The organism is Alteromonas sp. BZK5, from assembly GCF_014349115.1.
Taxonomy (GTDB): domain Bacteria; phylum Pseudomonadota; class Gammaproteobacteria; order Enterobacterales; family Alteromonadaceae; genus Alteromonas; species Alteromonas macleodii.
In genome coordinates this window covers 18748-44272 of the sequence record NZ_JACSOE010000015.1, presented here as the reverse complement: position 1 = coordinate 44272, position 25525 = coordinate 18748, and the positions used below count along the sequence as shown (strand labels likewise).

At 44.3% G+C, this 25525-nt stretch carries 13 protein-coding genes; all 13 read right to left on the bottom strand.

Annotated elements, in window-relative coordinates; translation table 11 throughout:
- Positions 1 to 71 precede the first annotated feature (71 nt).
- Entirely contained in the window at positions 72 to 1769 is a 1698-nt protein-coding gene (locus tag BIZ39_RS06410; RefSeq protein WP_061094980.1) for an alpha-amylase family glycosyl hydrolase, read from the bottom strand.
- Between the two features lies 1 nt (position 1770).
- On the bottom strand, positions 1771 to 3243 hold the full coding sequence (locus BIZ39_RS06405; RefSeq protein ID WP_061094979.1) for an MFS transporter: 1473 nt from the start codon (positions 3241 to 3243) through the stop codon (positions 1771 to 1773).
- A gap of 38 nt (positions 3244 to 3281) precedes the next feature.
- Positions 3282 to 5222, bottom strand: a complete 1941-nt coding sequence (locus tag BIZ39_RS06400; RefSeq protein WP_187446621.1) for a glycoside hydrolase family 13 protein — start codon at positions 5220 to 5222, stop codon at positions 3282 to 3284.
- Between the two features lie 156 nt (positions 5223 to 5378).
- The gene (locus BIZ39_RS06395) at positions 5379 to 7331 is read right to left on the bottom strand and encodes an alpha-amylase family protein (RefSeq protein WP_168533986.1); all 1953 of its coding nucleotides are present in this window, start codon (positions 7329 to 7331) and stop codon (positions 5379 to 5381) included.
- A 122-nt stretch (positions 7332 to 7453) separates the two neighbouring features.
- On the bottom strand, positions 7454 to 8350 hold the full coding sequence (locus BIZ39_RS06390) for a PEP-CTERM/exosortase system-associated acyltransferase (RefSeq protein ID WP_014949457.1): 897 nt from the start codon (positions 8348 to 8350) through the stop codon (positions 7454 to 7456).
- Positions 8351 to 8446: 96 nt separating this feature from the next.
- A complete protein-coding gene (locus BIZ39_RS06385) occupies positions 8447 to 8935 on the bottom strand; it encodes an RNA methyltransferase (protein WP_207198495.1) in 489 nt (162 codons plus the stop codon).
- 785 nt (positions 8936 to 9720) lie between these two features.
- Positions 9721 to 10581: a patatin family protein gene (locus tag BIZ39_RS06380; protein ID WP_014949455.1), complete on the bottom strand. Its 861-nt coding sequence runs from the start codon at positions 10579 to 10581 to the stop codon at positions 9721 to 9723.
- 166 nt (positions 10582 to 10747) lie between these two features.
- Positions 10748 to 15079, bottom strand: a complete 4332-nt coding sequence (locus BIZ39_RS06375; protein ID WP_187446620.1) for an alpha-1,6-glucosidase domain-containing protein — start codon at positions 15077 to 15079, stop codon at positions 10748 to 10750.
- 83 nt (positions 15080 to 15162) lie between these two features.
- Complete coding sequence (locus BIZ39_RS06370) at positions 15163 to 18213, bottom strand: TonB-dependent receptor (protein WP_187446619.1); 3051 nt, start codon at positions 18211 to 18213, stop codon at positions 15163 to 15165.
- A gap of 290 nt (positions 18214 to 18503) precedes the next feature.
- The gene (locus BIZ39_RS06365) at positions 18504 to 20024 is read right to left on the bottom strand and encodes a tryptophan halogenase family protein (RefSeq protein ID WP_014949452.1); all 1521 of its coding nucleotides are present in this window, start codon (positions 20022 to 20024) and stop codon (positions 18504 to 18506) included.
- A 130-nt stretch (positions 20025 to 20154) separates the two neighbouring features.
- The gene (locus BIZ39_RS06360; RefSeq protein WP_187446618.1) at positions 20155 to 23016 is read right to left on the bottom strand and encodes a TonB-dependent receptor; all 2862 of its coding nucleotides are present in this window, start codon (positions 23014 to 23016) and stop codon (positions 20155 to 20157) included.
- A gap of 328 nt (positions 23017 to 23344) precedes the next feature.
- Positions 23345 to 24217 carry a succinate--CoA ligase subunit alpha gene (sucD, locus tag BIZ39_RS06355; RefSeq protein ID WP_012518366.1) on the bottom strand — a complete coding sequence of 291 codons (873 nt, stop codon included), beginning with the start codon at positions 24215 to 24217 and terminating at the stop codon, positions 23345 to 23347.
- Positions 24217 to 25383 carry an ADP-forming succinate--CoA ligase subunit beta gene (sucC, locus tag BIZ39_RS06350; protein ID WP_014949450.1) on the bottom strand — a complete coding sequence of 389 codons (1167 nt, stop codon included), beginning with the start codon at positions 25381 to 25383 and terminating at the stop codon, positions 24217 to 24219. The genes sucD and sucC overlap by 1 nt, the downstream gene beginning before the upstream one ends.
- Positions 25384 to 25525 lie beyond the last annotated feature (142 nt).

Genomic DNA, 25525 nt, shown 5'->3' with positions numbered 1-25525 from the left:
CTAGAAACTAAACAAAAAGCCCCGGGGCGTTATACAACCACGGGGCTTTTTTATTGTGCGCTAAACACGTTTTATTGGCGGGCCAACTGGTGCTTAATTTGAGCAAGTAATGCGCTGTTACTTACTTGACCTTCGCGCACCCATACCTGAACGCCATTGGGCTTAACCGTTGCGGTTAACGCATCACCGAGTTCTACCGTTTGCGTTTCTCCAGATAATTGTTCCGTCCAGTCGCCCGATTGCATAAAGTCACTAACCTCAAAAGATTGTGCGGCATTACCCTTATTAAGCAATACAAGTGCAGTCTGCTGTGTTTCTGCAGTATCAACAACGCGATAAAACGCCGCTTGATGACCGTCAAGTTCAACGTTGACTTGAACACCGCGCTGCAGTGCTACCGTGTTTTTACGCACATTGGCAATCTTTGTTAGCGCCTGTTGAATAGGATGTTTCTTGGCTTGGTCTAGGCGCTCTTGGCCAACATAGTTACGATTGCCGGCATGTTCCGCCGTACCGCGCATGAAGCCAATTTCAGATCCCATGTATACAACCGGAATGCCTCTTACTGTAAACAACCAGTTATGCGCATTAATAAAGCCTTCATCAGTGGCATTAATGCGCGCCATATCGTGGTTATCGTAGAACGTAGTTAATTCATATGGATTGTTATATGGCCCGTGCGTAAGATGAAGCACCGTTTCTAAGTCAGCAAAATCACTCTCTAGCGGCTTTTCAAATACATTCACCATGGCCTTTTGCATAGGAAAGTCTAATACACTGACGCCCCCATTTTTCGGTAACGTATGTTGGGCAATGTTGTTCGCCTCATAGTCAAATGCTTCGCCAAACATAAAAAAGTCAGGGTTTTGCTCGCGTATACGATCTGACGCTTCACGCCAAAACGCATGAGGCACATGCCTGATTGTATCTATTCTAAATGCATCAGCACCTTGAGAAATCCAATACAAATAGCTGTTGATGAGATAATCGCGTACGGCGGGGTTTTCGTCATCTAGATTAGAAAGCTTTACTAAATCTGGATAGTTGTGAAAAAAGCTATGAAGCGGGTTGTTTTCAGGGTCAAGCTCTTCAGGTGCCAAGTTTTGATGATCAGCAACCAGATTTCCATCACTGTCATATATTTCCCCGTAGCCGGGTAAGTCCTTTTCCATGGTGAAGCTTGGTGTGCCATGATTTGCCACAATATCAAACACGGACTTAAGGCCATGCTGACGCATTTTCGCCGTATAGTCACTAACGCTTAAATTGGCGCTAACCAAATGCTCGTCAGCTTTATAGAAATTCGTTGCCCAATAGCCGTGATAACCCGTTTTACCACCGTCTTTAAAGGCACCGCCATAAGTAATGGGTTCATCGCCATTAAACGCATAGTCCGGGTTATCGTGGACAGGCGTCATCCATACTGCCGTGAACCCCATTTCTTTAATATAATCGGCGTTGTTTAAGATACCCTGTAAATCACCGCCCATGTAACCCACATAGGCTTTCTTACCTTCAGGACCTTCTAAGGGCAGTTGCCACGTAGGGTGATCGCCTCCCTGCTCTTCATGATTGTTCGAAGGGTCGCCGTCTACAAAACGATCTGTTACAACAAAGTACACCGCTTCGCTAGCAAATGGCGTAGTGGTACCCACGATAGCGTGGCTGTTTTCTTGTATATCGTTAGATGAAGGAACAGATGTACTCGAGCAGGCTGAGCAAAATAAACCAGCTAACGTTAATGCGATTGTTGTACGATTAAATGACATATTAAGCTCCCTGCGCTTCTTCAATTTCTTGCTTATCGGCCTCGTTCACGAAGAAAACTGAAACCGCACCAATTAACATAGAAACTCCGGCAACAACGATAATGTACTTTGCGTCGTTGTCGAAAACAGAACTTAGAATCCAGCCAGCAGTTAGGCCCGAAACAATTTGAGGGGCGGCAACGGTAAAGTTGAAGATACCCATATAAACACCCGTTTTATTTGCAGGTAACGCACCAGCTAACATAGCGTAAGGCATAGCAAGAATGGCAGCCCACGCTATACCTACGCCTACCATAGGGATTAACAGCTTCACTGCGCCCAAAGGTACTGTTACTTCAGTAATCACTAAGTTTACGTTGATCATCGTCAGGTCTTGGAATAACAAGAAGCTTACGTAGCTCAGGCCACCTAGCGCTAAAGACGAAGCGTAAACCGTTTTGCGACCAAACTTGTCAGCGAGTTTTGCTAAGAAAATAGAAAAAATAGCAGCAAATACCGAATACGCAGCAAATAGAATCCCTACCCAATCACCAGCGGCTCCCTTGGCCATGATGATGGTTTCAGGCACCATCGGGGCTGCAGCAATATAAGCTGGGTCAAACCACTGCTTATCTACATTCCATATATGCTGCGTAATAGCAGGTGTGGTGTATACCCACATAATAAAGAGCGCAAACCACGAGAAAAACTGCACGACAGCAAGTTGTTTCATCGTCTTTGGCATATCTTTTACTAACGTGAAAAACTCACTTAAGCGTTGTCCTAGCGGTGCTTTTTCAGTTGCAGGCTGCTCTTCGGTAAGCCCTTTATAGCGGTTGTATTCATCTGGTGCGTATTCTTTGGTACGAACTACCGTCCAAATGACCGTACCAAGCAGTACTGTAGCGCCAATGTAGAAAGCCCAAACAACAGAAGGTGCAACCTCACCCATTTGTGCCGTATTTTCAAGGCCAATAACATTGGTAAGTACAAATGGCAGTATTGAGCCGATAACTGCGCCTATATTAATCAGTAATGACTGAATCGAATAGCCAACATTGCGTTGTGACGGCGGTACCATGTCTGACACCAATGAGCGAAACGGCTGAAAACATACGTTAAACGACGCGTCCATAAGTGCAACCATTAACGCGCCCATTACCATAGGTGCCAAGAAGGCAACAAATATCGGCGCATTAGGCAGTAAAATCATACCCAATACTGCGGCGATTGCACCAGCAAGGATGAACGGGCGGCGTCGACCTAATCGATTCCACGTTCTATCAGATGCTGAGCCAACAATTGGTTGAACGATTAACCCCATGATTGGCGCGACGAGCCAAAATAGTGATAGCGAGTGAAGGTCTGCCCCTAAGTCTGAAAGGATACGACTTACGTTTGCGTTTTGCAGTGCAAAACCGAATTGAACACCTAGAAAGCCAAAGCTGACGTTCCATATTTGCCAGAAAGAAAGGCGTGGTTGAGTTGCTTGCATACTTTGCTCTATTTATTGTTTTACTATAGTTAATACGATTACTGCACAATGAAAACACTAGCAGACATTGCTGGTAAGCTTAAGATATCCGTCGTCTTAAAAGATATCCCATCGCTAACACGTGTTAATGTCTGGTGTGTGCTTAGCACCTCTGCATACTTGTTTAGAGGCAGGTCCACTGGCTTTTTATTTAAGATGACCAATATTTTATCAGACTGATTAGTATTTGATTTATCAGCACCACTGGCTGAATCGACATTTGCCTCTCGAATATAGGTATAAACCCCATTCTCCGGTGCAAAATGCTTCAACAGGCCTCTAAACTGCAAAGGGTGTGATTTACGCAGTTGAAGTAAGCCCTTCACACGCTGCTGTGCCCAACGCTCATCATCCGTTAAACCGTGCCCGGTAAAAGCGTTTTTGTCATTGTCCGAAGGCCACCCGCCTGGAAAGTCAGAACGAATAATACCGTGGTCTTCACTGCCTTCGTTACCCATTAAAATTTCTGTACCGTAAAAAACTTGTGGAATACCGCGCGTAGTGAGCAATAGCGTCATAGCCATATTCCATTTGTCTTTATCATGACCGAGCTGAGTAAAAATGCGGCTCATATCGTGGTTATCAGGAAAGATGACCAAATTATTCGGGTCGCCGTACAAAAAGTCAGTAGCTAAAGTTTCGTATACAGAGATGAAGCCAGAATTCCAGCTTTCATCATTGCTCAACGCTTCAACGACTGCGGCTTGAAGCGGGAAATCCATTACCGATGGTAGAGCGCTATCGTAATCATCGTGGCGGTGGCTACCCGCCTGCCAATATGCCGTGATTGCGGGGTTAACTGACCACTCTTCCCCTACTATATTGAAATTCGGGTACTCGTCCATTATGCGGTTTGTCCATTGGCTCAAAAACGCCTTATCAGGATAGGAGTACGTATCCACTCGTATTCCACTTAGCCCAGCGCTTTCAACCCACCAAATCGCGTTTTGAATAAGGTAGTTCGCTAAATGCGGATTGCGCTGATTTAAGTCCGGCATGGTTGGCACAAACCAACCATCGCTAAACCCTTTTATATCGCTTGCTATGGCGTGAGGGTCGTGAAGAGCTTCACGCTTGTGGGTTGTCCCTACAAATTTACCGTTGTTATTGATCCAGTCGTGTGACGGCGTATCTTTCATCCATAAATGATTACTGCCTATATGGTTAAGTACCATATCCATTATAATGCCAAGACCCTTTGATCTAGCTTCAGTACTTAACGCAATAAAATCGTCATTGGAACCAAATCTAGGGTCTATTTTGTAGTAGTCCGTGGTGGAATAGCCATGATAACTGTATTTATCCATGGCATTTTCGAGCATGGGCATTGTCCATATTTGAGTAAAGCCCATATCCTGAATATAATTGAGGTTATCAACAATACCTTGAATGTCACCACCGTGGCGACCACCTTTGAATGAACGGTCTGCGGGATCGCCATAACCCTTAACATTATCATTTTCCTTATTACCATTAGCATATCTGTCTGGGGCAATAAGATAAATAGCATCTTGAGGCCCAAAGCCTTCGCGCGACGCTGAGCCTTGTGCTCTTTTTTCCAGGGTGTAAGTTAAATCACGGGTCGTACCATCGCTGTCAGTAAGCCTGATAACGAGTTCCTGGGCACTAACATTCGACGTGTCTAGCGTTACGAATAGATAGTTTTCACTATCAAGGGCTTGGCTATGCTTAACGCTTACATCGCCTTTCGCTATTGAAACAGTGTCATCGGCAACATCATCACCATAAAGCATCAATTCTACATTACTGTTTTGCATACCAACCCACCAATTCGGCGGGTAAACATTAATGCCACTGTTTGCAGATGATTGAACCGAGAACAAAGGAAAGGTAGTGATACAGCTGAGGAGAAGCGGAATTGCGCGCTTTTGGATTTTTTTATGACCACTGTCATTAGTTACACGATTACGTTTTGGCACATCAACCCCATGTTAAAAATACGTTAAGTACAAGATGGTGATGAGATACTACCTTGCCCGTCCGATCTGACCAATGCTCTGCATACGTATTCACGAAACACCATGTAAAAAAACATGGTGTTTCGCGTTAACTCAGCAGCATGTGATAAAACCTAATTAGAAGGCGAATACTTTAGTCTCAAGCCCTTCCAATGAGAACGAAGCGTTGTAGTAAATGCCCTCTTTTTCTAGTGTTATGCCTTCATGAGAAAGCATAGGCGCTAGCGTGATCCGATCGCTATCTTCACCAAAAACATTTGAAGGAACAACAAGCTTCATTGCACCTGTAGGCTTATCGTTAAAATTAGCCACAACCACAAATCCGTGCTCACCTTGCGCGCGCACAAAAGCAAATTGCTGCTCAGTATAGGCTGAATCTTTCACATCAAGATTGAGCGCGTGTAGGCTTTGATATTCACCTGTAACTGCAGGGTTTGTGGCAGCAATAGCCATCACGTCTTGGTAAAATTGGTGAAGTGCTTTTTCATCTTCGGTAGATTTCCCTGCATCAAACTTACCGTCGTTCATAAAACGCTGATGGGCAGGAACACCTACATAATCGAAAATTGACGTACGTGTTGGATCTCCAAAACCAGTCTCCTCGCTACCGTCTTCACCCACATCTTGACCAAAGTACAACAGCGTAGGCGAACTGCTAATAAGCGCACTCACTGCGAGCGCGGGTTTACCTTTCTGGGCACTACCGGCAAAGTCGGGGCTGGCTATACGTTGTTCGTCGTGATTTTCTAAAAAATGAAGCATATGCGGGGCGATATCATTGATTTCATCATGAATAGTAACCAGTTTGCTTACTTCTCCACTCCCCTGCATAATCGTTTTTAATGTGTCGTAGAAACCCACCTTGTCGTAAAGGTAGTCCATTTTGCCTTGGTGGATATACTCGCGATACTTATCTGGTTGATAAACTTCCGCTAGCAAGAACGCATTAGGTGCCTTTTGTTTAATACTGCTATTTAGAAACGACCAAAACTCAACAGGCACCATTTCGGCCATATCGTAGCGGAAACCGTCGACACCTTTATCTATCCAATAATGTGCAATATCTCTGAATTTATACCACGAATCTGGTACGTCTTTTCCTTGCCAAAATGCGGCATGTTCTTCAAAAGACTTATCACTGTACTCTTCAGGTAAAACTGGAAAGTCGTAAGTGCCGTCAGGCTTCACGCCATAGTTCACTTTTACGGTCTCGTACCAGTCGTTTATATCCGGTTTCGAAGCTCTAGCACCGTTGCCTGTCCATTTTGCTGGAAACTCTTCGAACTTACCGTCAGATAGTGGATGCTTTTCACCACCTAGAGGTTGATAGTTATCAGCTGTGGGCACTTGAAACGCTTCACCTACTACATAGTAAAAGTTGTTATCACGGGCGTATTCAACAGACGTGTCGTCGTGCGCGCCGAAATCACTTACACCTTCAGGTGCAGAAAGTGAATGGTAATCACGGGCGACATGATTAGGCACAATATCGATAATAACCTTCATTCCCGCTGCGTGAGTCCTGGCAATTAGCGCTTCAAATTCTTCTAAACGCTTGGCTGGATCATCGGCTAGGTCTGGATTAACGTTGTAGTAATCTTTAACTGCGTAGGGAGAGCCCGCTCTGCCTTTCACTACATCTGGGTCGTCGTTTGAAATACCAAAATCAGTGTAGTCATTAATCACCGCATGGTGCGGCACACCGGTATACCAGATATGACTGGTTCCCAAAGATTTTATGGCCTTTAGCGCTTCGGGAGTAAAATCACTAAACTTACCTACCCCATTGTGCTCAATTGTGCCCCAAGGCTGGTTATTTGTATTCGTGTTTCCAAACAAGCGAGTAAAAACTTGATAAACGACCGGTTTACCTTGCCTTTCAGCCGAATCGTTTAGCGTCGAACTTTCGCCGCTTTGACCAAATGGTTTCAGACTAGCGTCTTTGATCACCGGTTTTTGATTATTCACTGGAGAGGTCGGCCCTGTACACGCTGTTAATCCAATTGACAGCATAGCAATTGACAAGGGTTTAAGACAAAAACGAAATTGGAAATTTGGCATGGTAATCATTGTGATAAACGTAAATTATGCCAACAGGATACGCGTTAACTGGATGTTAAAAAACATGCATACGTATTCAAACATAAAAAAACCGCCTGACGAGGCGGCTTAGTATTCCAGATAGCATGGTGTCATGCTGCATGGGCTATGCGAAGCGGCTTTCGAGTGTGCTCAATGGTGGGAACGGCCACATCGCCAATAGCTTGTAACGCACTATTTAGTTCTGAATGAATCTTTCTGTGAAAACCTTTTAGTGGTTTTGCTAAATCATCAAGCAGTACGTGCGGTGACAATCTATATGGCATACGTTTGCCATTGAATTCAATAGCTTCACCTACTGGATTAAAATGAATACCGAATGCCTTCATTCTTCTTGCTAACTTAGGCTCCATTAGCACATAGGCATGCTTAACGTTTAAATGAAGGCACACACTCGTTGCCATTAAGTACAGCGCAATTGAAAGATAAGGAAAATGCTCAACGTTAAATGGAACATTTTTCTTTTGTTTAACTTTTTCAATTTTTTCAGAGGGTAGGATTTTAGAGCGTAACTGTCGCACTCTAAATTCTCTCGGTATTGCAAGGCGAGAGATTTCACAGACGCTTTGTGGAGACAAGTTTGAAGGTAGCAATGCACCATCGCCAATTACTTCCGCACACTTTTCTTCTAATGGAAGTGCCAAGCCAGCTTCAGTTGGCAAGACCAACCTTATCGTGCCTGCACACTCTCCTGTTGGCAAATGCTTGATGTAGCAATTGATCGCGCGATCATCAAACTTGTCTTTTTCTAATGCAGTGGCATTTTTCTGCTCGAAGTTCATTTCTTCACAATACACTTTGTGTCGCGTTTTATAACTCACCTGCTTTTCACTTTCTTCGTTAGCAATCACAAGTTCGTAACGGCTAAAGAAGAAATTAGAAATACTCTCTTCGAGTGAGAAACGACTAGGGAGTACCCTAGAAAATGTTTGTGGTAGTCGACTCAGTTTGTTAGACACGGCGCCATTAAACGCTCGAACTGCGCTCATTGTTCTCATCTTCAACGCAAAGCTCCCCTGATTTAATTTATTATTAGGCTTGTGGGTAACTTCCTGTTCGCAACGACAGCCTTAGTTATTTAATTACTATTTAATCTTAGATTTGTTATTCGTATCTCTACTTTGTCTGATAAGTGCATCCCCACTTACGTAATCAGACTTTGACAGACGGTCATACAGCAACACATTTGCTGTGGCCGCTAAATTCATGCATGAAAAAGTAGGAACGTAGACAACATGATCGCACCAAGACAAAACGTCTTCGCCAATACTGCCATCTTCAGGACCTAGCAAGTAAAACGCATTGCTCGGGTGCTCAAACAAAGGTAGTGGTGTAGCACCCTCTACCAGTTCAACCGCTACGACTGACGCACCTTCAGGCACTACTTCTTTTAAGTCGTCGACCCCAATGGTCGGAATGACTTTATGAAACGCTTTCGTATCCGCATTAAAATCTTTAGCAAATCGATAGCGCTGACCAGTATAAAAAACGCTGGCCACACCATAACAACCTGCAGCTCGCAGTATAGAAGCAACATTTACGGGATTTTTCGGGTTTATCAACCCAATTGACATTTTCTGATTCGCAATTTGCACGTTTATATTTATTTTATTTTTTATTCAGCATTTGATATTGCCACGTTCTTTCTCACGCTTCTAGACAGGTTAGCGTAAACTAGCCTTAAGTATGATTAAACTTATCAAAAAAAGCGGTAGACACAGAACTCGCGATTCACCTATGCCAATAGGCATTTCTGCCAATGAGCATTGGTCTCCTCTTCTTATCGAGAAGCACGTGATATTGCAAAGCGTGGTCGATTATAATTTCTATATTTTAATAACATGTGACAGTATGGCCTATTTACTCGATCCTTTTTTTTAAGAAGTATTTAATGTTGAGATAGATGAGCCATCTGAAATCTTCGCATCGATAAAAAACAGCGTTTATTGTCACCTGTTCAGCAAGATGCAGACCAGTTTAATGAAAATATTACACATTGCCTGCAAAGTTTACACAAGAGAGCTTCATAAACTCGATAAAATTCTTTTTTTTCAAAATGTTACTAAAATAGGAAAAATGGCAACTTGTGTTCAAACGGGAAGGCAACAGCACTAGTTGTGAGCAATGTAAGGGAAATAACGTTGCCAAAATCAACGATTCACGATGTGTGAGGTTGGTACTAGAAGTATGAACCAGTAACTTAATCTTAAACTGTTGCCAAATTGAAACAGGGTAAGATACTGAAAAAATAGAGTTTTATTTGAAATAAAAAAAGCTTGGAAAAAAAACCAAGCTCTATAAGCCTTTTGTTGCGATTTGCATACAGGCTTTGTACAGAAAGAAAAAATAAGTCTAGTAGCTATGCGCTTTTGCGCTGTCTTTCCACTGAATTCTCATAGCAATGTTTAAGATAGCGTCTTGCCATGCGCCGCCCTTGACCGTAGCCTCGCAATAACTTCTTCTTATCCATAGTTAAACGCTTAACGCAAAAAGCTTCATCAGGCGCTATCACACGGATTGTGCAGTCGTCGGGTGGATTATTGAGAAAAGCTAACGTTTCGTTATAAATGGCTGCACGCTGCAACATCTTATCGAGTAGCGCAGGCTGGTTGCCATACATCTTTTGCATTAGCCAAACAGACTTTACTTCTGGTTTTGTAAAACCTAACGGTTGAGAAAGAATAACCGTGATATCCTTCGCACCCATTTTGTATGCTTGGATAGCAGGTATTGCATCTGCCACTCCCCCGTCCAAGTATCGCGTACCATTTATTGAAATTTCGTCTCGGTATGCAGTTGGCAACGCACAGGAAGCTACCATTAAATCATCAACATTATCTTTGGTGGCTTGTATATATTCACATTCACCTGACTCTGCATTAGTAATCCCAACATACAGTGGCATGCTGCTTTTTTCACCTGGTGCAGGAATATTCATGGACTGTTTAGAGTGATGCCATAGCCAATGGACATCTGTCATGTGCCCACCTTTTATGAAACGAAGCGGGCTAAAAAACTCCCTCTTTGTGGCGTATTGCGTGATGATGGTTTTACTAAGCCCATGCATTTTCGACACGTAGGTTGAAAGATTAGTTGCGCCAGCTGAAACACCAATCGCGAAGTCGAACGAATGGTAGTCATGCTCCATGAATTTGTCTAACACGCCTGCTGCAAAAACTCCGCGCATAGCGCCACCTTCAACAACAAGTGCACGTTTCATTTTCATCTCCTTTTGAATAAATTCAACCACTCTGGTACGACCACTATTTTCTTGGTGATACTACTAGAGAATCAAGAGATATGCCAAAAACAAAAAACCGCAAACTACGTTGCGGTTTTTAAATCTTGGTTTATTAGAAATTTACCAAATTAGCGTTTATTCGGTCTTACTTTTTCGTAACCGTTAACGTAGGTGCATTTCCATCAGGGCCAGATACCTTAAACTCGTATAGACCAGACTCTGCAACTTCAATCATGAGATTATTGTTACTTGCGCCAAGTATTTTCGGCTCGCTAGGCGTTACTACGTTGCTTGCTGCATCGTTCGGGCTGCCAAGGTTTACTGTCGACCAGTCTTCAGAAGCGACTTTGAATTCAATACTACCTGCGCTCAATTCAATGTCTGCGGTATAAACACCTTCTCCTTGATATTCAAACATATCGACCGCTCCCCAGCCATTCATACCACCACGAATATAAACTTGAGTGTCGCCCCAAAACGCTTCTTTAAATACACCAATGGTTGGCGCATCTAAATCAGTGACGTTGAATACGAACACATAGCGGTCTGCGGTTTCAATGTTCAAAATAAGATTGTCGTTAGTAGCGGCGAGCCCCAAAGTCTGACCAGGCGCAAGGTTGCGATCTGAATCATCGGCTGAGATCGCACCGAAGTTCACGGTATTCCAATCTTCTGAAGAAACCTTAAACTCGTAAGTTCCTGGTTCAACATCACGAGAGAAAGTGTAAATACGTCCGCCTTGGTACGCAAACTCCTCAGCCGTACCCCAGTCGTTCATTGCACCACGAAGATACACTGGTGTGCCAACATAGGGCTCTTCGTTTTCAACCATAAGGATTGGTGCTTCGCTATCAGTCGCATCAATAGTAAATAGGTAGGTCGCGCTCGTCGCTGGTGTAAATGAAAGGTTAGTATTAGTACGTGCTAGAACCTTTTCTTCACCCGCTATTACTGTACCTTCTTCACCATCGGCTGCGCCAAAGTTCACTGTACTCCAATCTTCAGATGCGAATTTGAATCCATATGTAACGCCACCTTCAAGTGTAGCTGTTACGGTGTACTTACCGTCACCCTGATAGGTAAATGCATCATCCGTTGACCAACCATTCATATCTCCACGCAGGTAAGCGATGGTGTCGCCGTAAGGAACAACATCAGGCGCACCAGACGTGGCATACGCTGATAGACCATAACCTTGAGCTCCAGACTGTGGTTTTACGAAAACAGCAATAGTTAGTGCCGGAACGGTAAAGGTTCCATTACCATCTTCATCTTCTACAAATGTGGCGCCGCGTACCGCAGCATCGACAGAATTCATTTGTGTGGCGTGAAGCGAAAAACCTGTTGCTGTGTTTACCGTGATAGACTTATCTTCATACCCTGTATTCACTAGCACCATAACCGCATCATTCATTATGTCTAAATCTTGGCGAGGTACTTCGCTGTTTTCAGATATGCCGTCATCAATACTCATCGCTATAAGACCACGCTGCTGGCGTTCACCAATATTGTGGAAACCTATACGGTCGATGATGTCTTCAGCGGTGGTTAATCTAAACAGCGGACTTGTCATTCGAATATTAAGCAATTCTGCAAACACATCAGAGGCAAACATAATATCTGCCATTGAGGCCGTGCGATTTGGATTGTAAATGAATTCACCCATTTCTTCCCAACGGGCTTCGTTGTCTTGTGCCAACGGTAAACCTACGTTCCAGTTGTTCGTTTCGTAGGTGAAGTCGACGTAGTTAAACCAGTCGCCCGCATCATAGGTATTTCTATCCATTGATTTTGAGCGAAGCATGTCGCCGCCCATTTGTAAAAATGGAATACCTTGAGACACAAGATTAATACCCATTGCCACATTTTGGGCACGAACCCGCTGTTCTAGAGTAATATCTTGTGGAAGCGTGTAGTTTAACTGATCCCACAGTGTTTCATTATCGTGCTTCGACACGTAGTTAATGATATCCGCAGGATCTTCTGCATAGCCGCCTAAGTTACTGGTAGCGCCTGCACTTCCTGAAGACGTCTCCAAAACATAGTCTTTTAACGTTCCGATCATGCCCATTTTTACACGGTCTTGCGCGCTTAATAGCCCTTCATCTTCCGGCCTAAAGATAGCGCCCTGGCGAATAGCTTCGCGAATACGGTCGTTATAGGTACCAATCTCAGTACCGGCCATATTGAGCTGGCTCGCTTGCTCGTAACCGCGGTCTATTTTAGTCCAGCCTTCACCGTAGAAATAGTTGTCAGCATCGATAGCTTGGACTGCATCACGCAAGCGTACCATAGTGTCTTTTGTAGCTTGGCTCATGATGTCGAAACGGAATGAATCATACTTATAATGCTCAGTCCACATCAGCAGCGAATCTTCCATGAACTTTTCCATCATGACATTGCGAGGCTCTGTGTCATCACAGCACGTTTCACGAACAATCGCACCCGTATCCACTTCATAACGGTGATAGTAGCCCGGTACCGCTTTGTCTAATACTGACTTACTGAAAACACCAGACGCATTGGTATGGTTATAGACTACATCAAGTGCAACACGTAGCCCCATCTCGTGAAGTGCTTGGATCATGGCGCGCATTTCTACAATGCGTTCTACTCCCTCTGCACTCGACGCATAGCTGCCTTCCGGCGCGTTAAAGTGATGAGGATCATAGCCCCAGTTGAATGTATCTAGATTGCGTAAATCATTAGTAAGCTGCTGGGCTTTACCCGCTTGAGATAAAGGATCGTAACCGTTATAAACGTCAATTAGCAATGCATCAGCGCTTTCTTCTTCACATACCGCAGCACTGCTATTTAAGCGACACAGTTTGCCTACCGTATCGTATAAATCTACCGTTTTTGTTGGATCCTCATCGATGGTTGCAATGTCATTTGCTGGAAGTATATGGAAGTAAGTAAGCCCTGCATCAACAAGCTTTTTAAGGTGCTCAACCGGTGCTGTGCCCTCTTCAGTAAAGGCAAGGTATTTACCTCGATTTTCTTCAGAAGTAGACATATCACGCACACTGAAATCACGAATGTGACCTTGGTAAATAACTGCGTCTTCGTAATTTTCAACCGTAGGGATGGTGTGAGAATCCCACCCTTCAGGTTTTAAATCATCATCAGCTAGATTTACGAAGCGAGAGAAACGGCCGTTTGTGCTTAGTGACACAGAATATGGGTCTGTAACAAGCAGCGTTTCTACATTCCCCGAAATAGGGTGATAGACGGTAACTTCATAACGGTAAAGCTGACGGTCTAGGGACATATCGCCTTCATGACGCCAGACACCAGACGTATCATCGCGAACCATATCAATACGTTGGCTTAATGTCTTGTTGTCGTTATAAATCAGAAGATCAACATTTGAAGCAGTAGGCGCCCACAATGCGGCAGTAATACCTGTATCAGAGTAGATACCACCAAGTTGAGCTTCGTCGGCATCGTCTTCACCGAGCGTATATAGTGCGTCTATTCCGTTAGCCAGCTGGATCCCGGTCGCAACAACAAGCGCACCGTCAGCATCGTAACCCCCTACTACGGCTTGTGTCGTCAACACGGTTTTAGCATCTTCGAACGACCAGTCGCCTTCCCAAGCCTGCATAGCAGATAAGTGCGGCGCACGGGCAGATTGCTCTTCGGTAAGTGTTGTACTCATTAACGTTACTTGAGTACCGTTAATACCCTCTTCCAGCGTGCTCTCTAAGTCAGCCTGTGCTGAATAGTGAAGTTTCACCTCTGAAACAGTTTCAGGTACGTCCCATAAAATAGTGTTGGCATCTAACCAATGCGCGCCAAAACCCTCGATATCAACAGGCTGAGGACCAAGAGACATGATAGGAAACTCGAATATGGTTGCCTCGCCAGAGAGGGTAAAATTCATGCGTACAAATGTTTCATCATCTTGTACTAAAGAACCCTGGAAGTCTCCGCCCCCCATTTCTTTTCCGGCATCGTCAGTGCCTTTGTGGATGATGAAATTGTGGCAGCTTCCATACCCTTCTTTGAGGTCAAGAATCCAATACGCACCATAGTTTGGATCGATACCGCTATGAATGCGACCGTTGGCCCAATCCGTGTCTGCGTCAGCATAAGCATCACACTCGTCATTATTCCAAGTATGTAGCCTCCAGCCTTCATAAGCTGCATCGTTACTTGAGTTATCAGCGTCAACAGCAGCCCGATTATAATAAAGTACAGCTTGATTAGATGAAGGGGTAAATACAGGTGCAGGTAAACTTGGATCAGCACCGGCTTCACATGCATCGTTCGCTTCATTAGGTACGAGCGGCGCATCGCATTGAATAGGTGGTGGCGGTTCACAAGCCGTACCTGTTGAATTAGGTACATTTGGCACCTCACAGGTAAGCAGATCGTTCGTGCCCGACTCTACGCCCGAGCCACCGCAACCTGCAAGTGTATATGCGCCTACTACGAGTAACGCAGCGCGCACTACTCTTTTTTTAGTAAACATAGAATTCTCCTGAATATTTTCGCTACTTTTGGCAACCGAATATTCCTTCGTGTTGCTAAATAAATTACCTAAGATGCTGATTTTCATAGTTGATATGTCATCCCTAGGTAATATTGCGTACCAAAGTATTGGATAGTGCCGGTTTGCTCTTCTGATGAGAAATAGCTCTTCGTTGGCTCGTCTGTTAGGTTGTTAACTTGAAATAGTACGCTCCAATTGTCGTTAATCTCGTACGACGCTTGGTAATCAATAACCAATTCTTCATCAAAATTAACCACCTGATCGTTTACCGCTACTTGCTGCGAAACAAATGCGTCGCGATATCGGCTAGACAAGCGAGTTTCAAAACCTTCGTATTCCCAAAACACGGTTAGCGTAGCAACGTTTTCAGAAAGACCTGGTAAGTTAGCGGCATACACGTCATCACCTAGCGTGCGTTGAATTTCACTTTCGGTGTAAGAGTAACTTGCGCTAACGCCTAAGCCTGACCACATGCCAGGCAGCATGCTATAAATTTGCGTATAGGCGATTTCTAAACCGCGAATATAGCCACCTTCGGCATTATTTACCGCTGTGCTGTAGCTTCCATTTTCAGTAGGAACGGTAATAAAGATAGGGTCGCCATTTTCATCGAGCGCTAGTTCGGCTTCCTGTCCTGCAAACTCTGGCGTCAAGTAAACCGGCACACTTACGTTATCAGGAATTACAATGCCGTTTGCTTCAAAATCATAAGGCTCTATTTCGATGTCTTCTACGAACGATTCAATGTCTTTATAAAAGCCAGCAACAACTAATGCACCTTCCGTATCTGAGAAATAATACTCCCACGAAACGTCGTATTGAGTTGCATAGAATGGTTCTAAATAAGGGCTGTTACGGGCGCTACCGCTAACCCTTGCCGTAGGGTTGGAAAGCGTAATTTCACCCGAATCTCTGTCTTGGAAAGCGGTAACCGTTTCAATAGTGGTTGACGCATTTGCGGCAAAACGGTTTATTGGCGCTCTGCCCATCACTTTTGCAGCAGCTACACGAAGTTGCGTGTCATCTGTAAGTTTGAAGTTCAGGTTAATTGAAGGCAAAACGTCAGAATATTCGTGACTTATCAACGCTGGGCGATAAAAGTTATTAATTAACCCTACGTCGTCGGTAATGTTTTGTGCACCAGCCGTAGGGTCACTAACTTCAACCGATGTTCCGGTCTCAAGGTCTTCAATTAACTGAGTAGCACGCTGTAGCGTCGTTGAACTTTGTTTACTTTTAACGTAACGAACACCAACATTACCTGTAACAGGGATACTGCCAATTTCTGTATTAATGTTTGCCATCAAGTAGGCAGAATTCACAGTTTCAAATACATCGCCACTTTCTTGTAGCGTCCACGCAGTAGCAGGCCCGGTACCTGGACCATTGATAACGCCGGCAGCGCCTGGTCCCCACGTTTGAACAGGCTGTGGCCTACCGCTTGGAAACCAAGCATTAAGTGCACTGTCTAGATCAACGGAAAGATAACTTGGAAAATAACCAAAATCACCGCTCCAATTAACCTCTTCGACCATATCAGAAGTTAACTGAAGTGGCGGTTCGCTTACTGAGAATGCACTATCGTTTCCGTATTCAAACACAGAGCGGTCATTGTTATATTCCCGGTCTGAGTAACGATAGCCAAATTCAAAGCCAGAAATGATTGGCACATCGACATAATATTGGAAGTCTACGCGATAGGCGTCTAACTCATCTTTGTTTTCATACGGATAAATACCGTATTTACTTACCATTACACGGTCTAAGTCTGTAAAAGCATCACTTTGATTAAAACCGATATCAGGTAAGTTTAGTCCGTTGAGCAAATAAGAAATTTGGACGTTTTCGTCGAACACGGGGTTTGCCGCTGTCGCATCTTCGCCAACAAGCGACCACAGTAAGCCGTTTCTAAAGTCGCTTTCTGCACTTGAGCGGGAAACGTCAAACTGAACTGCTAAATCTGGCGATATTTCCCAGCTAGCATTCACGCCTAAGTTGGTGACACTGTCGAAATCTTGATTGTCGTCGTTTACCAACTCAACACGGGTAAAGCTATTGTCTGTACGAGAAAATGTGCCGCCAATTACGCTATTATTTACTACTACAGGATTAGTTATACCAGCGTTTATTCCACCTAGCTTAACGCGAAATCCACGGGCAAAGGCTTCGGAGTCAAATTTCGAGATAAAAGCATCAGCTTTAAGTGTAAAGGTATCGATAGGTGCCCATTCAAACGCGGCAACGTAACCATCGCGAGTCTCTTCCCCGCCCTTGTGCTGCATTTCAAAGCCTTCTGAAATGAGTTCACAATTGGGGCAATCTGCTGGCCCGTCTATATCACCTTCAAGTCCGTCTACATCAACTTGACCGTTATAAGCTAAACCAATGAATTGAGTAGAAACGCTCGGTTGGAATAAACGAGCATAACCTAGTGATACACCTAGCGTATCGTCAAGGAATTTACCTTGATATGAGAAACTCAGTCTATGTCCATACTCTGTAGCATCACTCACCTCTGACGCTCTATCGTTGTACATGCCACGAATGTTGGCGCTGAATTTATGCTGCTCTTCAATGGCAAGTGGAGATGCAGTTTTAAGTTCTACCGTACCCGCTATACCCCCCTCAATAAGCGATGCCTTGGGAGATTTATAAACCGCCGCCTCACTAATAAGCTCTGAAGGATACTGATCAAACTCAATTGCCCGGCTTCCGCTGGTCGATACTTGCTCTCTACCGTTTAATGTAGAAAACACAAAGTCACCGGATAGACCACGAATGTTTATCTGCGCGGCTTGCCCCCCGGTTCTTACCGCAGAGATACCCGGCAAGCGGGTCAGTGCATCCGCCATCGACACATCGGGAAGTCCGCCCAAATCGTCTGCAGATATTTGTTCAGAAACCGTATCGGAGAAGCGTTTCTGGTTTAGTGATTGGATCAAGCTGGTACTAAAACCACGTACTTCAATACGCTCTAGGGTATCTTCTTGTGGTCGTTCAACTTCGTCTATTGAGGTGTCTGGTGACTCTTGGGCATAAAGAGGAGCTGCGCTAAACGCGACCCCACTACTTATCAAGGCCGCCATGATAGTGCTGGGTTTGAATGTTTTCATTGGTGTCCCATTCCTTGTTTATTATCGACACTTTTAGGACTACCACACCCAAAAATGCCTCTTATGGTTCAACACCAAATACTACTGTTTTGTATAAAAAGGGAGCAATGCTATGCATACGTATTCATTTACATCAGCGCAACATATTTTTAATTTACCAGCAAAAAACCAGCATAATTGTAACAATTCATCCTTAAAAACGAATAAAGCAGCCTTTTGGCTGCTTTATCCTTTACCTGTTTAGTTAGCTAATGCGTTCGTTCGCAGCACTTCTAACCATATGAAATTATTCAACTCATTGCGCGCTTATACTTTGCAACCATCCCATTTATATACTCGTCATGTGTCGGCAACTTAGCAATGGGCTCTTTTTTGATTTCCAACAACCTTGTTAACATTTGATTTAACTGAACTTCAGGCACACTGTTTACCAAACCGTGATAATCCTTAGGAGTAATCCCCTGACCGTACAAGACCTGTAGCCATGAGCTTTCAAGGAATAGATCATTTTGTTCTCGTAGCAGATTTCCGCTTTCTTTAAACAACGCAATTTTATGTGCTAAGGAATCGGGCAAAGTAATATTTCGCATGTCATTAAAAAAGGCGCTATCGGTTCGCTCATTTACGGTGTAATGCAAAACAAGAAAATCTCTGATTTGTTCAAACTCTAATTCAGACTGCTTGTTATATTCCGTTTCCAAGCTCGGTGCAAAGCCGTTGTGGGGAAACAACTGAATTAAGCGAACAATTGCAGATTGAATAAGGTGAATACTGGTAGATTCAAGTGGCTCTAAGAATCCACTTGATAGACCTACTGCTACTACGTTTTTGTACCACTGCTTACGTCGTCTGCCCGTCGTAAACTTTATCAGTTTAGGGTCACCCAATGGTTTGGTATCTAAGTTTGACAACAAGGTGTCACAGGCCTGATCATCACTGATATAGCGTGAACTATATACGTGGCCATTACCATTTCTGTGTTGCAGTGGGATCCTCCATTGCCAACCCGCATCGTGGGCAATAGAGCGCGTGTAAGGCGCGGTTTTTTCATGTCGCTCAGACGGTACAGCAATGGCACTATCACAAGGAAGTAAGTGAGACCAATCGTCGTAACCAGCGCCCAGCGCTTCCTCTATCAATAGCCCCTTAAAGCCCGTGCAATCAACAAATAGGTCCCCTTCAACCACGTCCCCACTTTCTAAGTGAAGTGCTTGAATAAAACCGCTGTCGGTAAAACGTTGAACACGTGAAATTTTACCTTCTTTGCGTACAACCCCCATATTTTCGCTCAGCTTTCGTAAATACTGAGCGTATAAACTGGCGTCAAAATGATAGGCGAAAGGTAGCTCAACGACTGGGTCTTTGGCATTTATCTGCGCAAATCGTCCCGCTTCAGCGGCATGGTAATTTAGGTCAAAATCCCACAGGTCGTCTTTTAGGCCTTGCTGGCGCGCCTTTACCCAATAGTGATGAAAATGACAAAACGCCATGCTTTTTCCCGGCGCACCAAAGGTGTGATAGTAGCTTTCACCCTTCGTTTTCCAATTTTCGAACCGTATAGCAAGTTTTATCGTAGCTTTAGTATCATGAAGAAACTGTGCTTCGTCGATACCTAACACTTGGTTTACTAGGCGTATTGGCGGGATGGTAGCTTCACCAACACCGACCGTACCAATCGCTTCAGATTCTACCAGAGTAATATCAACTGCTTTACCCAACACCTTTTTCATTAATGAAGCAGCTAACCAACCTGCCGTTCCACCGCCGGCAATCACTACACGCTTTATCGGTTTATTATGAGGATCTTGCATAAACTTCTCGCAATTCGTACCAAAAATTTTGAAGGGTTCCTTTCATACAAAAAGAAAAGCCACCATTTGCTCTCTCTTTTAGCACAAGCTAAAACAAAAAGCAGCAGGTGGCTTTACACACACGAAGAAATTAGAACTTGTAGTTAAATCCTAGCAAGTAGTTCGTTCCATAAGTTTGGAACTGCGTGATTTGACGGCCGTCAGCCGCTGACGCTTGAATATCATCTTCATCGGTCAGGTTCTGTGCTTGTAAAGTAACACGCAGGCCTTCTAGATATTCGATACCAGACTCGCTAAAGTCATAGCCAATTTGCGCATCAACAAGCGTACCGCCTTGCTTCGTTGCATCAACTAACGCCAAACTAACACCACGTTCTTCAGTTAGGTACTGATCGCGTTTTGTTGCCGCAAGACGGAATTCGAAACCAGCATTCTCATAGAAGAAAGTCATACTGTAAGACTCTTCTGATAGTCCAGGAATACGTGTTTCAGTTTGCCCCGGAGCCGCGTCAACTTCACCATCCATAAAGGTTGCACTTGCGAACAAACCGAAGCCTTCAAGTGAATCATGGATCATGTCAAATGGAAGTGAACCTTGTAATTCGTAACCGCGAACAAAGCCTTCGAAACCATCAAGAACACTGCTTACTTGACCTGTGAACAATACAGGAGTTTGACCTTCAGAGCCCTGATGTAGCTCAGGAATATAAAACTCTGTGAAATCAGCCACAATTGACGTGCTGCGGTGCCAATTTTTAATGTCTTTATAGAAGAACGACACAGCTACATAACCTGTATCTGCAAAGTAGTTCTCATAAGCTAAGTCAAACTGGTTAGCTTCAAGCGGACGCAATTCAGGGTTACCAGCACTACCACCCCATGGACCATTTTCAATTTCAGTGCTAGTAATTTGGTTATCGTTGAACGAGAACGTAACCTGAGTATTTGGACGCATGTCATCCATACGCGGACGAGAAATAACTTTGCTCAAGCCCAAGCGCACAAACTGACCCTCAGCCACTTCTGCTGAAAGGTTAAGTGTTGGAAGAACATCTGTGTAGTCTGCGCCACCTGTTACAGGGCTAGCAATGGTGTAACCTTCGCGGTCAGACGTTGCAGAAAAACCTGTTGATTCTTGATCTGCACTTACTACTTGAAGGCCTACGTTACCGCGCACCCAAATATCGCCAACTTCCATTTCCAAGTCTAGTTTGGTGTAAAGGGTAAGTAGTTCTTCATCAACGGTGTAAGTATCACCTAAGCGATCGTTTTGAACGCGGCTTGCATCGCTTTCAATGTAATAACCACTTTCGAAAAGACCTAGCGAGTCGTACGCTAACACGCCGTCAATTCCAATAAAGTTAAGGTTCGTTACGCCTAGCACTTCAGGAATAGGAGCATTTCCAGGATATGAAGGCGCTGTTAGGTAAGCACCGTTATTGTCTTTAGATTTAGAGCGGTCAGAATATACAACACCAGCAGATAGGCCAGTTACCACACCCCAATCTACATAGCCTTTAACGTCGAAACGAAGGGTATCAAGCTCTTCTTCGAAAAGCGGCTGGTTTACGAAACCATCCTGTGCGTCAGACTCAAGTAACGGACGTGCGCCCCATGCTTGCGGACCAGCAAGGCTAATAAGTGTTGGGTCGGTAAGGTCAACTGGTGCAATAGTTGGGTGGTCAGAGAACATTACTCCAGAAGATGTCATTTCCCAGCTACGTGCAGTAATTGGACGGCCTTCAGTACCAGCACGACCTACACCTGAGTAGCTTTCTACATCGACAATTTCTTTTTCAACTTTACCGGTAGAGTAATCAAGCTCTAGTGTCCAAGAGTCGTTGATTTGGTATTCAGCATTAATGCCTACTGTGGTTAGGTCTGCTTCTTGACGACGCGCATCGTTACGTACAACGCTATAGAAACCATCAGTGTAACCGCTGGTTACCAGACCGTTTTCAACACCAGTGATTGTGTAAGCGCTTGTACCCCACTCTGCACCGCCTTCTTCAAGACCACGGCGTACATCGTCTTCAACAAAATCGATATAAAGCGCATCAAGTTGAATATTGAGCTTATCGGTAGGCGCCCACTGGACTACAGCGGCAATTGAGTCACGTTCTAGCATTGCTGAACGCTGGAATGAATCGTGACCGCCCAATACAACAGTACCATCAGGAACGTCTACAGTGTCTTGACCATCATAACGACGAGGGTTCCAAAGAGGATTTCCGTTATCGTCAAACGTGTTTTCTGGTGTAGTGTTTACTGTGGCGTAACCCCAACCGCGGAAGTGTTGCTCCTGACGTGGAGACTCCATGCTCGCAACAGTTAGCGCTAAACCAATGGTATCGTCGGCAAATTGATCGACAAAGTTTAAAGAAATGCGATGACCGTCGTTGTCAAAATCTGGGTTTGGAGAGTCTTCAGCATTTTTCTCGAACGTGCCATTTACGGTAAACGTGCTTTCTGCCGTTAGAGGCTTAACCGTTTGAAGGTCAATTGAACCACCGATATTTTGGGTAGTCATGCCCGCTTCTGGTGTTTTGTATACCAGAATGTTTGAAATGATTTCCGTTGGATAAAGGTCAAACTCAACCCCACGGTTATCACCCATACCTAGAAGCTCACGACCGTTCAGTGACGTACCAACGTAGTTCTCGTTAAAACCACGAACAGAGATACCACTTGTACGACCGTTACGACGTTCACCAGTTACACCAGGAAGACGTGCGATTGATTCTGCAATACTGGTATCTGGTAACTTACCAATATCTTCTGCTGATAACGCTTCAACAATTGAAGTGTTATCCATTTTGATTGCTTGAGCACGCTGTAAGCTGCCGCGAATACCGCTAACTTGAATTACTTCAAGATTTGCTTCATCAACAGCATCAGTGTTTGCATCTTGTGCAAATGCTGGTGCACTACCAAACGCCATACCGCCTGAAATAAGCGCAGCTTTAATTAGGTTGGGTTTAAATTGTTTCATAAAACGGGTGTCCCATACGGTTATAGTTGTTGTCTTTTTGTTGTTCTTATGACAATTAAATGACAATACATCTCGTCGGCATAATGCTATAGAGGACCTAGGGTTTGCACAATTGCCTGCATACGTATTCAATAAAATTTGTGCAACACGCCGTTAACAAAGGATATGCAGGCCTTTATGTAATTTAACAACACAATATGGATTATACGGAGCTTTTACGGCAGATAGTTGTAATTTTGTTACATGCATTTCTGCAGAGTTGTTAATAAGCGCGCACAAAAAAGCCCGCTTAAAGCGGGCTTTTATCACAAAATTGTTAAGCGTTAGCTTACCAACCTGTAGTCTCGCGAAGCGCCTTGCCGATTTCAGCAAGTGAACGAACAGTTTTAACGCCTGCGTCTTCTAGTGCTTTGAACTTCTCATCAGCAGTACCTTTACCGCCTGCGATGATTGCACCAGCGTGACCCATACGCTTGCCTGGAGGAGCAGTAACACCAGCGATGTAAGAAACAACAGGTTTAGTTACATTCGCTTTGATGAACGCCGCAGCTTCTTCTTCAGCAGTACCGCCGATCTCACCGATCATTACGATAGCTTCAGTTTGCGGATCGTCTTGGAACATCTGAAGGATGTCAATGAAGTTAGAACCAGGAATTGGGTCACCACCGATACCAACACAAGTAGACTGGCCGAAACCTTCGTCAGTAGTTTGTTTAACTGCTTCGTACGTAAGTGTACCAGAGCGAGAAACAATACCTACTTTACCAGGCTTGTGAATGTGACCAGGCATGATACCAATCTTACACTCTCCAGGAGTGATAACACCTGGGCAGTTTGGACCAATCATGCGAACGCCTTTAGCTTCAACGTATTCTTTAACGTAAAGCATGTCTAGCGTTGGGATACCTTCAGTGATACATACGATTAGCTCGATACCCGCATCTGCAGCTTCAACAATTGAATCTTTACAGAAAGGTGCTGGAACATAGATAACTGTTGCAGTTGCGCCAGTTGCTTCTACCGCTTCACGTACAGTATTGAATACTGGAAGACCTAGGTGCTCAGTACCGCCTTTACCTGGTGTTACACCACCAACCATTTGCGTACCGTAAGCAATTGCTTGCTCAGAGTGGAAAGTACCCTGACCGCCAGTGAAACCCTGACAAATTACTTTAGTATCTTTATTAATTAATACAGACATTATTTGCCCTCCGCTGCAGCAACAACTTTCTGCGCTGCATCAGTTAGCGATTCAGCAGCAATGATATCTAGACCAGAGTTCGCTAGAACTTCACGGCCAAGCTCTGCATTGGTACCTTCAAGACGTACAACTACAGGTACTTCTACGCCAACTTCTTTAACCGCACCAATGATACCTTCTGCAATCATGTCACAGCGAACGATACCACCGAAGATGTTAACCAATACCGCTTTAACATTGTCATCAGAAAGGATGATTTTGAATGCTTCAGCTACACGCTCTTTAGTTGCGCCGCCACCAACGTCTAGGAAGTTAGCTGGCTTGCCACCGTGTAGGTTTACGATGTCCATCGTACCCATTGCTAGGCCTGCACCGTTAACCATACAACCTACATTACCGTCTAGCGCAACATAGTTTAGTTCCCACTGAGCAGCATGAGCTTCACGCGCATCTTCTTGTGAAGGATCTTGCATATCTTTCAGCTTAGGCTGACGATATAGCGCGTTACCATCGATACCTACTTTCGCGTCTAGGCAGTGTAGGTTACCGTCAGTTTTGATAACTAGCGGGTTGATTTCGATAAGCGCAACGTCAAGCTCTTCAAACATCTTAGCTAGGCCAAGGAAGATTTGAGTGAATTGCTTGATTTGTACGCCAGAAAGACCTAGAGCAAACGCCATTTCGCGCGCTTGATAAGGCTGAGGACCTACAATTGGGTCGATTTCAGCTTTAAGGATTTTCTCTGGAGTTTCTTCTGCAACAGTTTCAATCTCAACGCCACCTTCAGTAGATGCCATGAATACAACGCGACGGGTTGTACGGTCAACTACTGCACCAAGGTAAAGCTCGTTAGCGATATCTGTGCAAGATTCAACTAGGATTTTGCTCACAGGCTGACCGTTTTCGTCAGTCTGGAAAGTCACCAAATTTTTGCCAAGCCAGTTTTCAGCGAAAGCGCGAATGTCGTCTTTGTTTTTAACTAGCTTTACACCGCCAGCTTTACCGCGACCGCCCGCGTGTACCTGACACTTAACTACCCACTCGTTTCCGCCAATTCGGTCAGCGGCTTCTACAGCACCTTGAGCAGTGTCTGCTGCGTATCCTTCAGAAACAGGCAAACCGTATTCTTTGAATAGCTGCTTACCTTGGTATTCATGCAAATTCATGGTGTTTCTATCCGATTTTTAGTAAGACAAAAGCCGCAAATGCGACTTGATTAGTTTGACTGATATTATAGGGCAAATATCAGCGTTGCGTTAGGCGCAAAGCAAGCATACACAAGCTAAACGCCTAACCACAATTCCGTGA